The organism is Bacillus sp. SH5-2 (genome assembly GCF_008368905.1).
GTDB classification, from domain to species: domain Bacteria; phylum Bacillota; class Bacilli; order Bacillales; family Bacillaceae_G; genus Bacillus_A; species Bacillus_A luti.
The window spans coordinates 12,677-26,924 of record NZ_QOSD01000014.1 but is presented as its reverse complement, the minus strand read 5'-3'; the positions used below and the strand labels follow the sequence as shown (position 1 = coordinate 26,924).

The 14,248-nt window shown below is 32.7% G+C and carries 16 protein-coding genes; 10 read left to right on the top strand and 6 right to left on the bottom strand.

Annotated features, from left to right (window positions below; translation table 11 throughout):
* Positions 1–48: 48 nt before the first annotated feature.
* Complete coding sequence (locus DN410_RS11380) at positions 49–714, bottom strand: CPBP family intramembrane glutamic endopeptidase (RefSeq protein WP_149176583.1); 666 nt, start codon at positions 712–714, stop codon at positions 49–51.
* A 642-nt stretch (positions 715–1,356) separates the two neighbouring features.
* Here DN410_RS11380 and DN410_RS11375 point away from each other — a divergent pair.
* Positions 1,357–1,947, top strand: coding sequence for a TetR/AcrR family transcriptional regulator (locus DN410_RS11375; protein ID WP_149176582.1), 591 nt, complete (start codon positions 1,357–1,359; stop codon positions 1,945–1,947).
* A gap of 375 nt (positions 1,948–2,322) precedes the next feature.
* Positions 2,323–3,270, top strand: a complete 948-nt coding sequence (locus DN410_RS11365; protein WP_000356567.1) for a sugar-binding transcriptional regulator — start codon at positions 2,323–2,325, stop codon at positions 3,268–3,270.
* A 50-nt stretch (positions 3,271–3,320) separates the two neighbouring features.
* Here DN410_RS11365 and DN410_RS11360 read toward each other — a convergent pair whose 3' ends face one another.
* Positions 3,321–3,680: a hypothetical protein gene (locus DN410_RS11360; RefSeq protein WP_149176580.1), complete on the bottom strand. Its 360-nt coding sequence runs from the start codon at positions 3,678–3,680 to the stop codon at positions 3,321–3,323.
* A gap of 157 nt (positions 3,681–3,837) precedes the next feature.
* Between DN410_RS11360 and deoC the strand changes: the two genes are divergently transcribed.
* The 6 genes from deoC to DN410_RS11330 all read left to right on the top strand — a co-directional run bounded on the left by deoC (position 3,838) and on the right by DN410_RS11330 (position 8,599).
* Entirely contained in the window at positions 3,838–4,509 is a 672-nt protein-coding gene (gene deoC / locus DN410_RS11355; protein ID WP_001017445.1) for a deoxyribose-phosphate aldolase, read from the top strand.
* A 102-nt stretch (positions 4,510–4,611) separates the two neighbouring features.
* Positions 4,612–5,793 (top strand): NupC/NupG family nucleoside CNT transporter, encoded by a 1,182-nt coding sequence (locus DN410_RS11350; protein WP_149176579.1) that lies wholly within the window; start codon positions 4,612–4,614, stop codon positions 5,791–5,793.
* Between the two features lie 36 nt (positions 5,794–5,829).
* Positions 5,830–7,131, top strand: coding sequence for a pyrimidine-nucleoside phosphorylase (locus tag DN410_RS11345; protein ID WP_149176578.1), 1,302 nt, complete (start codon positions 5,830–5,832; stop codon positions 7,129–7,131).
* Between the two features lie 33 nt (positions 7,132–7,164).
* Complete coding sequence (locus tag DN410_RS11340; RefSeq protein WP_149176577.1) at positions 7,165–7,560, top strand: cytidine deaminase; 396 nt, start codon at positions 7,165–7,167, stop codon at positions 7,558–7,560.
* Positions 7,561–7,705: 145 nt separating this feature from the next.
* Positions 7,706–8,101, top strand: a complete 396-nt coding sequence (locus DN410_RS11335; RefSeq protein WP_149176576.1) for a DUF2871 domain-containing protein — start codon at positions 7,706–7,708, stop codon at positions 8,099–8,101.
* A gap of 15 nt (positions 8,102–8,116) precedes the next feature.
* The gene (locus tag DN410_RS11330; protein ID WP_149176575.1) at positions 8,117–8,599 is read left to right on the top strand and encodes a CcdC family protein; all 483 of its coding nucleotides are present in this window, start codon (positions 8,117–8,119) and stop codon (positions 8,597–8,599) included.
* Between the two features lie 47 nt (positions 8,600–8,646).
* Here the strand turns inward: DN410_RS11330 and DN410_RS11325 are convergent, their stop codons facing one another.
* Positions 8,647–8,877, bottom strand: coding sequence for a DUF896 domain-containing protein (locus DN410_RS11325; protein WP_149176574.1), 231 nt, complete (start codon positions 8,875–8,877; stop codon positions 8,647–8,649).
* Positions 8,878–9,126: 249 nt separating this feature from the next.
* Between DN410_RS11325 and DN410_RS11320 the strand changes: the two genes are divergently transcribed.
* Complete coding sequence (locus tag DN410_RS11320; protein WP_149176573.1) at positions 9,127–10,044, top strand: hypothetical protein; 918 nt, start codon at positions 9,127–9,129, stop codon at positions 10,042–10,044.
* Positions 10,045–10,099: 55 nt separating this feature from the next.
* Here DN410_RS11320 and DN410_RS11315 read toward each other — a convergent pair whose 3' ends face one another.
* Positions 10,100–10,816 (bottom strand): urease accessory protein UreH domain-containing protein, encoded by a 717-nt coding sequence (locus DN410_RS11315; RefSeq protein ID WP_255446728.1) that lies wholly within the window; start codon positions 10,814–10,816, stop codon positions 10,100–10,102.
* 15 nt (positions 10,817–10,831) lie between these two features.
* Positions 10,832–11,815, bottom strand: a complete 984-nt coding sequence (locus DN410_RS11310; RefSeq protein ID WP_149176572.1) for a F510_1955 family glycosylhydrolase — start codon at positions 11,813–11,815, stop codon at positions 10,832–10,834.
* Positions 11,816–12,008: 193 nt separating this feature from the next.
* Between DN410_RS11310 and DN410_RS11305 the strand changes: the two genes are divergently transcribed.
* Positions 12,009–13,292 carry an aminopeptidase P family protein gene (locus DN410_RS11305; RefSeq protein WP_149176571.1) on the top strand — a complete coding sequence of 428 codons (1,284 nt, stop codon included), beginning with the start codon at positions 12,009–12,011 and terminating at the stop codon, positions 13,290–13,292.
* Between the two features lie 100 nt (positions 13,293–13,392).
* Here DN410_RS11305 and DN410_RS11300 read toward each other — a convergent pair whose 3' ends face one another.
* Positions 13,393–14,028 carry a pentapeptide repeat-containing protein gene (locus tag DN410_RS11300; protein ID WP_149176570.1) on the bottom strand — a complete coding sequence of 212 codons (636 nt, stop codon included), beginning with the start codon at positions 14,026–14,028 and terminating at the stop codon, positions 13,393–13,395.
* Between the last annotated feature and the right edge of the window lie 220 nt (positions 14,029–14,248).

The following is a 14,248-nucleotide window of genomic DNA, read 5'->3' as shown; positions in this document are numbered from 1 at the left end:
AAGTCTAGTTTAGAATGAAAGTAATGTAATTGTTTAACATATGTATCGCTATGACATATGCAATTGAATGAAAGTAATGCAATTGTTTAACATATGTATCGCCATAACATATGCAATGGATCTTTTAGAAATAAGATAAGCCGCAGTAAGTATCACCGAGCCAGGTAAATAAATAGCAATATCCGAAAGCTGGTTTGTATGAAGAACTGTAAAAATTATAATTGAAATGATAGATGCAATTGCAGTACTAATATAACGCGAAAAACGATTTAATAATATATGCCGAAACACAATTTCTTCAAGTATTGGACCCAGAATACCAAATACAAGCAATGTAAATATAAGAGGTATCTCCGCACCCGTTTCAAGGAGCTGTTCTTGGTTCTCTGGTTGACCAGTTGCTAGAAAACGCATAACAGCTTGTTCTACAATTACTGTAAATAAAACAACCATAGGAATGCTTACTATTTTTAGAATTGTCTTCTCTTTAAAATAAATAAAACTTTCAATAATTTCTTTTCTAAAGAAAATTATTCCTACAAAAGCAGGTACAGTCAAACCGATGGCACTAAGAGCAAATTCTGATTCAACTAAATTGCTGTTAGTTAAAAGGGATAGGCCAAATAATATGAACAAGCCAATTTGAAGTAGTGCAAACATTGTATAAATTATTAGCATAATAAGTTCTTTTTTATTCATTTTTATAAAGTTCACTTTATTGCCCCCATAATTAAATTACCTATAATCTTTGATTTTTCTTTCTGCATAACGTTCTCCTTCTAAATATATTTATACAAGATTACAAACCGGACGGTTCGGTCCGAATCGAAATCTAATGATACTATAAGTTTCTAGTTTTTTAAACCCTTTTTACAAAGTATTAACAAAATCAAAATGGAAAAAAGCAAATATATTTATATCTCAGTTGCTTTGTTACAATTTAATTTCAGTAATCATTAATGATTAACCTTTTATAGAATGAAGTGAAAATGGGGGGAGTTCAAACACTTTAGCTAAACATATTAATCAAAATTATATATAATAATCATATGTCTATACGTTAAAATTAACTATATATTTTTACACTTTCTACGATTTTAGGTGAAATTAGTTGTATAACATGACTGAATTAAATAATTGGTCATGTTAATTTTGACAGAAAATTCACTTGAATGATATAGATAATACAATTTGATTAACCTCTTTTCAAACTATATTGTTTGAGGTTCATATAATGTAGGGTTGATAAGATATTTTTGTTCCAAACTTATTTATACTTACAAAAAAATTCAAGAAAATAGATGGTAACCATTACCTAAAATATTAAGCTCGTTTTTATTAGGAGGATTACAAAGCATGACTAAAGTGGATAAGGTAAAAGAAAAAATTATTGAAACATCTTTATATTTATTTAATACTAATGGGATAACTCGCACATCCATTCAGGATATAATGACAGCTACTGAACTACCTAAAGGATCTATTTATCGTAGATTCAAAAATAAAGAAGAAATTGTTCTTGCTGCCTACGACAAAAGTGGTGAGATTATGTGGAGGCATTTTCATAAAGCAATGGAAAATAAAAAGAAAGCAATCGATAAAATCCTTGCAATTTTCCTTGTATATCAAGATGCAGCTAACAATCCACCTATTGCTGGAGGCTGTCCGTTGCTTAATAGCGCAATTGAAAGTACGGGAGTATTTCCAGAATTACAAAAAGCTGCAGCAAAAGGTTATGATAATACAGTAATGTTAATGGCTTCTCTCATAAAAGAAGGAATAGAGAAACAAGAACTTAAGGAAGATATAGAGATTATATCGCTCGCTTCTTTTCTTGCATCTTCAATGGAGGGGGCTATTATGGCAAGTCGAGTATCTAACGATAATATCCACCATCATTATTTTATTGAACAAATAAAACATCATCTTTTCTCTTATTCTAAATAAGTGAGAACTTACATTGCTTTCATCCAATTTTTATAGACTTAAATTGAATCCCCCCCTCATAAACATAAAATGTATTTTCTGTTTATGAGGGGTATTTGAATAGCTTTTTAGACGATGGTTCATGTTTCTTATTGGACGGCTTTGTTATCGTTACTGCAGAAAAAGCAATAAAGAATGAATTACATATAAATCGATTTATATGTTTCAAGCGTATCTATATTGAGTTTGTAAATCTACATAATAAGGTTTCATTGTATATAATAAGTGTAATAGAAGTTCAGGTGGATAAAATTCGGTAGTCGAAATTTCTTGCATAAAGCTGTATAATGCTTGTAACGAAAGGGAAATACAGGAAGGGATTTGTAATGAGTTACTATGGATAAAGATAAACAACAATTAAGTGTCGAAGTTGCAAGATTATATTATCAATCAGATTATAGTCAGCAAGAAATTGCTAACAAATTAAATATTTCAAGACCGACGATTTCTAGATTATTAAAGTACGCGAAAGAAAAAGGATTTGTTCAAATTAGTATAGCCGATCCATTTGCTGATTTAGATAACGTTGGGAATTTACTGAAAGAAAAGTACAACTTGTTAGAGGCACATGTCGTATTTTCTCCAGTGCCAGAATATGCAACGATTACAGAGTATATAAGTAAATATGCAGCTGAGTATATGGAAAAGACGGTTAAAAACGGTGATATCGTTGGTGTAAGTTGGGGAATGACGATGTATGAAATCGCTAGAAAAATCGTACCGCAACATGTAAAAGGTGTAGAAGTTGTCCAGCTAAAAGGTGGTATTAGTCATTCGAGTGTAAATACATATGCGAATGAGACGATAGCTTTATTTGCAGATGCTTTTCAAACGACGCCAAGAAATCTACCTCTTCCAGTTATATTTGATAATGCAGTGACAAAAGAATTAGTAGAGCAGGATCGACATATTCATCACATTATCGAAATGGGGAAACAAGCGAATATTGCAATTTTCACTGTAGGAACAGTACGAGACGAAGCGCTATTATTCCGATTAGGTTATTTCGATAAGGATGAAACGAGTTTACTCAAAAAACAATCGGTCGGTGACATTTGTTCACGTTTCTTTGATGGAGACGGAAATATTAGTAGTGAAGAGATTAATCAGCGGACCATTGGAATTGAGTTAGAGGAACTGAAATTAAAGAAACGCTCTATTTTAGTTGCAGGTGGTAATAGAAAAATAAAAGCAATTGATGGTGCGTTACGTGGCGGGTATGCAAATGTATTAATTATCGATCAGCATACAGCAAAAGAATTGTTACATTATCAAAAAGGTTAGAAATAAAAGGCTTTCTCAAGATGCTAATTTTGAGAAAGCCTTTTATTTTACTATAAGTAAATCAAGGTGTAGTATCTTGTAAAGTATTTGTAAGAAACGCTCTTCATTTGATCTCCCTTTTCAAAGGTTATGGAGTTAGTCATAATATTTCTGTCCACAAAACTCCATCCATCTTGCTCCATCATTTCGATAAAAGGATCCATTTTCCCACGTTTTACTAAGTATGGCGACTCATCATCTATCGAACTTACTTCTACCATCTCTTTATTTTGAATAACCATTTTAGACATAGCTAAAGCAAAAGGAATGGGGTTACCTTCTTGGAAAATAACATTCCTTTTTTGAAAAATAAATATGGATAGTAAGGTGCATACTAGCAATGTGAATATAAAGAATTTTGATTTTAACAAGAGGTACACATCCTTTTAATTACAAGTTTACATTATTTTCAATTTATCTCAACAAATTCCTTTTCGGAAAAGAATGAACAAAATTTCAAAAGTGTATTTACATTTGTTCAACTAAGAGTTAGAATGAAGTTGTTAAAAGATATGAGGAGTGAAGACAATGAATATTGCAAAATTAATTGACCATACAATTTTAAAAGCTAATACTACAAAAGAAGATGTTATGAAAGTAATCGAAGAAGCAAAGGAATATAAATTCGCTTCTGTTTGTATTAACCCAACATGGGTAAAATTAGCGGCTGAAGAGTTAGCTGGACATGATGTAGACGTTTGTACTGTAATCGGTTTCCCATTAGGAGCAAGCACTACTGAAACAAAAGCATTTGAAACAAAAGATGCTATCGCAAAAGGTGCAACTGAAGTTGATATGGTAATCAACGTAGGCGCTTTAAAAGATGGCGACAATGAACTTGTTGAAAAAGACATTTATGAAGTAGTACAAGCAGCAAAAGGAAAAGCTCTTGTAAAAGTAATCATTGAAACTTGCCTATTAACAGATGAAGAGAAAGTACGCGCTTGTGAATTATCAGTAAAAGCTGGTGCTGATTTCGTAAAAACTTCAACTGGATTCTCAACTGGCGGAGCAACTGCTGAAGATATCGCATTAATGCGTAAAACAGTAGGACCAAACGTTGGTGTAAAAGCATCTGGTGGCGTTCGTACACGTGAAGATGCAGACAAAATGGTAGCTGCTGGAGCTTCTCGCGTTGGAGCAAGTGCTAGTGTTGCAATCGTATTAAATGATGCAAAAGGTGCTACAGATAACTACTAATCATTAATGAAGTCAACAGCAATAGATACACAAAGTAAAGTGTATCTATTGCTTTAACAATTGAAAAGAATGTAAGCGGATACGAAAGGGAGAAGACGGCTTATGAAATATTTAATAGGTATTTTCGGCCTCGTATTGATTTTAGGTATCGCTTGGCTTGCTAGTAATGATAGAAAGAAAGTCAAATATCGCCCAATCATAACGATGGTTATATTACAATTCATTTTGGGATTTTTATTATTAAATACAAGTGTAGGGAATATATTAATTAGCGGTATAGCAGATGGTTTTGGAGAATTATTAAAATATGCCGCTGATGGTGTAAATTTCGTATTTGGTGGATTAGTAAATCAAAAAGAGTTTTCATTCTTTTTAAGTGTATTAATGCCAATCGTATTTATATCAGCTTTAATCGGTATTTTGCAACACATTAAAGTGTTACCTATTATTGTGAAATCTATCGGTCTAGCATTAAGTAAAGTAAATGGAATGGGGAAACTAGAATCGTATAACGCTGTTGCTTCTGCGATTTTAGGACAATCTGAAGTGTTTATTTCAGTTAAGAAACAACTAGGATTATTGCCAGAGAAAAGAATGTATACGTTATGTGCATCTGCAATGTCTACAGTATCTATGTCTATCGTTGGATCATACATGGTGTTATTAAAACCGCAATATGTTGTAACCGCTTTAGTACTTAACTTATTTGGTGGTTTTATTATCGCTTCTATTATTAATCCGTATGAAGTTACTGAAGAAGAAGATATGTTAGAAGTACAAGAAGAAGAGAAAAAGACTTTCTTTGAAGTATTAGGGGAATACATTATCGATGGATTTAAAGTTGCGATTACAGTAGCTGCTATGTTAGTCGGTTTCGTTGCTCTTATCGCATTCATTAATGCAGTATTTAAAGGTGTAATCGGTATTTCATTCCAAGAAATTCTTGGGTATGTATTTGCACCATTTGCATTTGTTATGGGTGTACCTTGGCATGAAGCTGTTAATGCCGGAAATATTATGGCAACAAAATTAGTATCAAATGAATTTGTCGCTATGACAGATTTAGCACAAGGAAACTTTAATTTCTCAGATAGAACGACAGCGATTATATCTGTATTCTTAGTTTCATTTGCAAACTTCTCTTCAATTGGAATTATTGCAGGAGCAGTTAAGAGCTTAAATGAAAAGCAAGGGAATGTAGTCGCAAGATTTGGCTTGAAATTACTTTTCGGTGCAACATTAGTAAGTTTCTTATCAGCAACAATCGTAGGCTTATTATTTTAATAGATTCATATAATATGAAAAGGAATGGTGATTGTAATGAGAATGGTAGATATTATTGCGAAAAAACGTGACGGTAAAGAATTAACGACTGAAGAAATTAAATTCTTTATTAATGGATATACAGACGGAAGTATTCCTGATTATCAAGTGAGTGCACTTGCAATGGCAATCTTCTTTAAAGATATGACAGATCGTGAGCGCGCAGATTTAACGATGGCAATGGTTGAATCGGGAGAAACAATTGATTTATCAGCAATTGAAGGAATTAAAGTAGATAAACATTCAACTGGCGGTGTTGGTGACACAACAACATTAGTGTTAGGACCATTAGTGGCTGCTGTAGATGTACCAGTAGCAAAAATGTCTGGTCGTGGTTTAGGACATACAGGCGGAACAATTGATAAATTAGAAGCAGTAGAAGGGTTCCACGTTGAAATTACGAAAGAGCAATTCATTGATATTGTAAACCGTGATAAAGTGGCTGTTATCGGACAAACAGGAAACTTAACACCTGCAGATAAGAAAATCTATGCATTACGCGATGTAACAGGAACGGTAAACTCTATTCCTCTAATTGCAAGCTCAATTATGAGTAAAAAAATTGCAGCTGGTGCTGATGCAATCGTACTTGATGTGAAAACAGGTGCTGGCGCATTCATGAAAACAGAAGAAGATGCAAAAGAATTAGCACATGCAATGGTACGTATCGGAAATAATATAGGACGTCAAACGATGGCTGTTATTTCAGACATGTCACAACCTCTTGGATTTGCGATTGGTAATGCTCTAGAAGTGAAAGAAGCGATTGATACGTTAAAAGGCGAAGGTCCAGAAGATTTAACAGAATTAGTACTCGTATTAGGAAGTCAAATGGTCGTACTTGCGAAAAAAGCAAATACGTTAGAAGAAGCGCGTGAAATGTTAATTGAAGTTATGAAAAACGGAAAAGCAACTGAGAAGTTTAAAGAGTTCTTAAGCAATCAAGGCGGAGATAGCTCAATTGTAGACAATCCAGAAAAAATGCCACAAGCGAAGTATGTCATTGATGTACCTGCAAAAACTTCAGGTGTTATTTCAAACATTGTTGCAGATGAAATCGGTATCGCAGCTATGTTATTAGGTGCTGGCCGTGCGACAAAAGAAGATGAAATCGATTTAGCAGTAGGACTAATGTTACGTAAAAAAGTTGGCGATGCAGTAAAAGAAGGCGAGCCATTCGTAACGATTTATGCAAATCGCGAAAACGTAGAAGATGTAAAAGCTAAAATTTATGAGAATATTTCTATTGCTGAAACAGCAGTTGCTCCTAAATTAGTTCATACAGTTATTACTGACTAAACATCATTATATTTATTTTGAGGAGGAAATAATATGGATAAGAAAAAATATATTGAAGAAGCAAATAAGATGTTATCAAAAGCGTATATTCCGTATTCTAAATTTCCTGTTGGTGCAGCATTAGTTACGAACGAAGGTAAAATCTATACTGGTTGTAATATAGAAAATGCTTCTTACGGTTTATGTAACTGTGCAGAAAGAACAGCAATCTTTAAAGCAGTATCAGAAGGTGAGCGCGATTTTAGTTACTTAGTCATTACAGGAGAAACGGATGGACCGATTTCACCATGTGGTGCTTGTCGACAAGTAATTGCTGAGTTCTGTGATCCGAAAATGCCTGTATTACTAACGAATGTAAAAGGTGATGAAAAAGAAGTGACTGTTGAACAGTTACTGCCAGGCGCTTTCTCAATTGAAGATTTAAAATAAGTAAAAATCCATTCCACAATTAATAGTTGTGGAATGGATTTTTTATTTTCAAAAATAGAATGTAATATTTTGTTCATATTCCGTTCATAAACTTTGCGTAAAATGATTGCAGCGAATATGGAAAGTTTACAGCAGGAGGAATACAATGAAGAAATTATATAATGCAGCATTCATGTACTTAATAATTGGTTTATTATCAGGAGTATTTGCAAGAGAGTATACGAAGGCACAAGGAATTAAAGGATCTACTATGTTGCAATTAGTGCATACACATGTATTAGTGCTTGGTTTCGTATTCTTTTTAATTGCTTTAGCTTTATGTAAAGTGTTTCATGTACAAGAAACAAAGAGTTTTCGGGCATGGTTCGTTGTTTATAATGTAGGATTAATTTTTACTATTGCTACAATGGTATGGAGAGGTCTTCTACAAGTAAATGGAACTGACTTTAACGGTTTAAGCCATATGGCTGGATTGGCTCATGTTATTATAAGTATCGGGCTCGTTTGGTTTATGATTTTGCTTAAAAAGTCTTTTAAATAGGTAGGAGTGGAGAATATGAATATAGCACTTTTATCAAGTATCGTAGCAGTTTGTATGGCTGTTGGAGTAATGTTTCTACGTTTTAAAGCAGCGAAAAAACCGGTAACGAAAAAGAAAATTATATTACCACCATTTTTTATGAGTACTGGTGCTATGATGTATTTCTTACCAGAGTTTCGGTTAACATCATTAGAAATAGTAGAAGCAATTACTGTAGGACTTATTTTCTCTATATTTCTTATTAAAACAACAAAGTTTGAAATAAGAAATGAACACATATATATGAAACCGTCAAAAGCATTTATATTTATTTTAGTTGGGTTATTAGCAGTGCGAGTAGCAATGAAATCATATTTAAGTCAATCGGTTGATTTAGCACAGTTAAGCGGAATGTTTTTCTTACTCGCATTTGCGATGATTGTATCGTGGAGAATTGCGATGTATCGCTCGTTTGCTAAATTAGAAAAAAACATAAAAAGAGCTGGAATTTCTATATAGGAAATCCAGCTTTTTTTATGTTTTATTGAAATGATTTAGCTCGGAAATCATTTACTAAATTTCAAACGATCTTGAGCATCTTGTAATGCAAATGGCGTAACATTAATACCATTTGGATCAACAATTTTTGTGTTTAATAAAATGGAATCTAAGCTTCCACGAAATGTTTGTGTATAATTTTGACGCAACATTTGTTGTTCTTGTTTCTCATCAACTGTTAATCCAGATGTTCTTTCTTTTTTTGCTAATTCGTTAATACGGAATAAAATGTTTTGCATTTGTTTTCACCTCTAGTTTAATTTAATTACATTAGTAACTTACTAATGTATAGTTATTGTAACCCATCTTTTAGAAAGTGTCAATGTATATAAAAAAGCTTTTCAAATGGTAAAAATGAGAGGAGGAAGCAACTAATACTTGAAATATAAAAACCGTTAATATACAATACCATAGTAGGGTATAAAAAGTGTGGATTGAAGTTATCTTACTTTAGAAAGTAAGAGTCATAAATAGAAGGAGTATAGAAAATGGACACAGTCATTTCAAAGAAAGAAACAATTATTTCGTATTGTATTGCATTTATATTTATATTAGCAATGGTAATAGTAGGGGTATTATTAAATGATCCGGAAGTTATCTTGCCAGAAATCGCTGCGATGGCAGTTGCTTTATGGGCATATCGTGAGCCAGGGTGGCTAAGACAACCTGATAAAATTTTTATTGCACCGTCAATAACAGCTTTAATTGGTTTTATGGTGAATCAAATGGATATAGCCTATTTAGGAAAAGTAAGTTTAACACTCGTATTAATGATGTTGTTTTTGCGTATAATTCAATCTAATTTAGCTCCATCTATTGCGACAGGTTTATTACCTTTAGTAACAAATGTGACGGAATGGTCATTTGTTATCGCTGTTTTCGCTTTAACATTTATTTTAATGATAGGTGTTCTTATATTTAAATTGAACCACGGTCTTGAGCGAAAAGTGAATATACAGTATAAATATATGATTGTATTTCTCATACTAAATTTCGTGTGGATCAGTTTATGTTGGATAACTGGTTATGAACAATTAGCAGTTATTCCACCAATATTAGTTGTTGTGTATGAATCACTTCAAAAACCGATGTACAATGAAAAAATGGCTTTTAAACAAATACTCGTATTAACTATATCGGCAACTGTTGGAACTTTATTGTATTTTGCAATTGATTCATGGATTGTAGTTACTTTATTAAATATGATATTAATGCTTATTTTATTAAAAATCGTTGGAGTACGTATTCCAGCAGCGTATGCATTTCCATTATTGCCACTCGTATTTCCTGATGAAATGATAAAAATGTTACCAGTAGGCTCATTTATCGCGGGGGTATTCTTATTTGGTGCAGTATTATTGTATAAAAAGTGGGAGATGAAGCAAAAGGGTGTGCAAAAGAGTTAAATATAATTTACAAAAAGGTAAGCTCAAATGAATTGAACTTATCTTTTTGTATGTATTACCAATAAAGAGCAGCGTCATAAAGCCCAATTAAAATGAGTAGGACACCGGCTATACGTTGAATACTTTTTCCTATTTTTCGGCTCTTTTTAAGCAGTGCCCCATTTAATCCAAGGTAGGAGATGATGAACATTAATATAACGATAGGGAGAGCGGTTCCTATCGAAAAGAATGTCGGAAACAAGTAACCATAATTATATGAGAAAGATAGAGGGATTAACGTTCCAAAAAATAGAACGAACATAGTCGGACAAAAAGCTAAGGAAAAGAAGAATCCAAGTAAAAATGAGCCAACTTCATTTTGTTTTTTTATCAATTTGATTGAGAAAAATTTTTTGCCTTTTATAATACCTGCCAACATTAACCCCATTAAAATTAATAAAGGTCCAATCATTTTTCGTAACCATGGGAAATACAAAGTTAATATTTGCTGAATCTCTTTTCCTAACAACCATACGAATAGCCCAAGTGTCGTAAAAGCTATTATTTTTCCTAAAATGAATAATAATATATGTTTCCATGCATGTCTTTTTTGTAAAGATTGATTACCATAAAGCGTAATAGCACTAATGTTTCCTGTTAATTGGCAAGGAGCAAGGGTACCTACTATGCCTAATAAAAACGCAAATAAAAGAGGTACAGATTTCGTAGCATTCGCGGCATCCATTAAAGGAGACATGAGTTGATAGCTCCATTCACTAATTGTTGAAAACACGTTGTATTCACCCTTTTAATTAAATTGGAATGTTCCCTCTTTAGCAATCAGCTTCCACGTATTACCCTCATCTGTAGAGAGGAATACATTTGCTTTCATTGTAGCAAAAACTATCTCAGCTGAATGTTGAGGGTTTTGTGAAATATACATAATTGCATCTTTAGAATCTAAAGGTGGAATTTGTAAGTTTGTTTCTTCATTTGTAGCAATTGATTTCTTCGTTACGATTTGCTTATTGATAGGGGCGTAAATAACATCTTCATTACTTAATGTAATTGCGGTCGATTCAAGTGATTTAGAGAATAGTTCAAATGTATTTCCGTAATCTGTAGATAAATAAACACCGTCTTTAGCACTTACCGCGACTACACTAGATTGATCCGGATGTACTGAAAAGGAATGAATTGTACTTGAAAGACCTTTCAACTTACTAGTTTTCCATTCTTGTCCATTGTTCGTACTGAAGTAAAAGCCTTGTTGTAATTTAGAATTTGGACGTTCATTGTATAAATAAATGGCTTCCGTATTATATCCGACAGCAAGGTTGTGAAAATCAGATTCTCCATAAAAAGCTAGCTTTTCGAGAGTATTACCACCATCAGAACTTTTCATTAATCCTAAAGGATTTTTTAAATTTGCTCCTGGTTCAGGATGACCGCTGGCAAAGAACCCGTTCTTTGTCGCCTGAAATCCCATATAATCATGTAATCCAGTCTTAGTTTCAAGCCATTTTCCATTTTGATAAACTTTTATCCCGCTATGAGTGGCGATAGAAACACCAGGTATATTTCCTGCATAGCCAATTCCGTGAATGTGCTCGATTTTTCCAGATGTAATTTCTTTATAGAAGTCTTGCGGATTCGTATTTGCTGGTTCTATATTTTGGGGCTGAGATTGCACCGTTTCTTTCTTCACGGGTGCTGTTTCGGTGTTGCTAGAACATCCAGTAATTATGAATAAGGAAGTAATTGCTAAACCTGTTGCTACATAATGTTTCAAAGTTGTGGCTCCTTTCTTATATATGAGATTTTAAGTATATGGAATAAATGTCAAGAAATTATGGAGTGATGAGTAATGAAAGTCATATTTTCTATATAAACACAATTAATTGACGAAAAATTATAACAATAATAAAATGAATTGATTAGATAATTAGTTTTTTAATCATACATAGAATGCTAGGGGGATTATTATGAAATCAACATTTTTTGCTCAAAATAGAGAACGACTAACGAAAACATTACCAGACGAGTCTATTACTATTTTATTTGCTGGACAAGCACCTCACATGTCAGCTGATGGACATTATAAGTTTGTGCCGAATCGAAATTTTTACTATGTAACAGGAATCGATGAGCCGAATGTTATTTTCATGTTGAAGAAGTTTGGAAATAGTGTTGAAGAAACACTTTTCATTGAAAAGTCAGATCCAGTAATGGAAAAATGGGTTGGTAAAACCGTTTCTAGTGAAGAAGCAGAGAAAATTTCAGGTATAAAGAAAGTTATATATTTAGATAGCTTTGAAAAGACGATGTCAAATATACTTTTTACAGAAAATGTGAAGCACATATATTTAGATTTAGAGCGTCGTGAGTGGAATGGCACAGAGACAAAAACGTTAGCGTTTGCTAAGCATGTAAGAGAACAATACCCACACGTAACAATTGGTAATGTATATCCGAATATTTGTGAATTACGAGTGTTTAAAACAGAAGAAGAAATTGAAATTATTAAAGAAGCGATTGCTGTAACGAAAGAGGGAATTTACAACGTACTTAAGCATGCAAAAGCAGACATGATGGAATATGAATTAGAAGCTCATTTTGATTTTACGCTGAAATCATCAGGTATTAAACACCATGCGTTTCATACAATTTTGGCGAGTGGTAAAAATGCTACAGTCCTTCATTATGAAGATAATGATGCACAAATTCAAAATGGTGATTTAGTACTGCTAGATTTAGGCGCTCAAAAAGACTACTATAACGCTGATATTAGTTATACATTCCCGGCAAATGGAACATTCTCTAGTCGTCAAAAACAAATGTATAATATTGTATTAAAAGCATTAAAAGAAACGACGGAACTCATTAAGCCAGGGGTAAAGTTTGCCGCATTAAATGAACATACAAAAAAGGTGTTAGCAGAAGAGTGTAAAGCAATTGGTTTAATTCAAGCAGACGAAGAGTTATCAAAATACTATTATCATGGAGTAAGTCATTTCCTTGGTTTAGATACGCATGATGTAGGAACATATAAAGATAGAGTGTTAGAAGAAGGTATGGTTATAACAATTGAACCTGGTCTTTATATCGAAGAAGAATCGATCGGCATTCGTATTGAAGATGATATTCTTGTAACGAAAGACGGACATGAAAACTTGTCAAAAGATATCATTAGAGAAGTTGAAGAGATTGAAGAGTTTATGAGTAAGAATAATGAAAATGTAAAAGGAAATCAAGCTGTAGTTAAATAATAAGAAAAAAAGTCACCACTAATTGATTTGAACTTTACCTCGAATCGTGGGTGATTAAAAATCCATGATTCGGGATAAAGTTCTGTTTACCTTCGAAATACTAATCTTTAATTATTAACCCCAATAAGGTTGCAAACTGAACAGCTTGATATGTAGATACCTTACATCCTCTTAAATCGTTCACTGAAACTGTCAGTGTATCAAAATTAGAAGAACTAATATCTATCCCCTTCAGTGATGTCTGATCAAAATTAGCTTCGTCAAGGCTACAAAATTGGAATTCAACTTTTTTTAGTTTACAGTCAAAAAAATCTGCATTATTTAATGAAGTTTCATTGAAGATGATTTTTTCTAGTTTAGAATTTCCAAATGCAGCTAAGTTCAAAATGGAATTCTCAAATTTAACATTTCCTAAGCTAGATTCTGTAAAATTAACCCCGATTAGTTTACTGTTTTTAAATTCGACTCTGTGAACAGAAGAATTGCTTAAATTAACATTTGATAAATCGCAGTTTTCAAAACAAACATCTGTAATATCAATATTGCTAAAGTCTGTATTAGTAAACTTACAGTTTTTTATCACTGCATCATATAATCGCACTCTATCCACCGATTCATTTTCGAAAGTGGAATCGATAATTTCACACATTTCTAACGTTGGGTCTTCTTCATAAAAAATATCTTGAAAATTCTTTGAAGATAACTCTGGTGAAATTTTTGGTCTATCAATTTTCATAGTATATCAATCCTCTTTTTTTGATATATAAGTTGTAATTCAGCTTTAGTGAATTATTAAAAGGAACATTAGTTCTTATTATACACAATCCTATGTTTTTTTGTGAAGAGCATTTTAGTTGCTTTTTCTTATTTAATAATAGCAGTGTGATTGTTTCTTAAGAAATAACGTCATAACAAATAAGAGAACGGCTAGCTAATACATTCGTCACAAGGAAAGC

What these genes read in the sequence shown, in the direction of transcription:
- DN410_RS11375 (WP_149176582.1), top strand. Translation starts at nt 1,357, where the DNA reads ATGACTAAAGTGGATAAGGTAAAAGAAAAAATTATTGAAACATCTTTA.
- DN410_RS11305 (WP_149176571.1), top strand. Translation starts at nt 12,009, where the DNA reads ATGAAATCAACATTTTTTGCTCAAAATAGAGAACGACTAACGAAAACA.
- DN410_RS11325 (WP_149176574.1), bottom strand. Translation starts at nt 8,877, where the DNA reads ATGCAAAACATTTTATTCCGTATTAACGAATTAGCAAAAAAAGAAAGA.
- DN410_RS11320 (WP_149176573.1), top strand. Translation starts at nt 9,127, where the DNA reads ATGGACACAGTCATTTCAAAGAAAGAAACAATTATTTCGTATTGTATT.
- DN410_RS11330 (WP_149176575.1), top strand. Translation starts at nt 8,117, where the DNA reads ATGAATATAGCACTTTTATCAAGTATCGTAGCAGTTTGTATGGCTGTT.
- deoC (WP_001017445.1), top strand. Translation starts at nt 3,838, where the DNA reads ATGAATATTGCAAAATTAATTGACCATACAATTTTAAAAGCTAATACT.
- DN410_RS11345 (WP_149176578.1), top strand. Translation starts at nt 5,830, where the DNA reads ATGAGAATGGTAGATATTATTGCGAAAAAACGTGACGGTAAAGAATTA.
- DN410_RS11350 (WP_149176579.1), top strand. Translation starts at nt 4,612, where the DNA reads ATGAAATATTTAATAGGTATTTTCGGCCTCGTATTGATTTTAGGTATC.
- DN410_RS11335 (WP_149176576.1), top strand. Translation starts at nt 7,706, where the DNA reads ATGAAGAAATTATATAATGCAGCATTCATGTACTTAATAATTGGTTTA.
- DN410_RS11340 (WP_149176577.1), top strand. Translation starts at nt 7,165, where the DNA reads ATGGATAAGAAAAAATATATTGAAGAAGCAAATAAGATGTTATCAAAA.
- DN410_RS11365 (WP_000356567.1), top strand. Translation starts at nt 2,323, where the DNA reads ATGGATAAAGATAAACAACAATTAAGTGTCGAAGTTGCAAGATTATAT.
- DN410_RS11300 (WP_149176570.1), bottom strand. Translation starts at nt 14,028, where the DNA reads ATGAAAATTGATAGACCAAAAATTTCACCAGAGTTATCTTCAAAGAAT.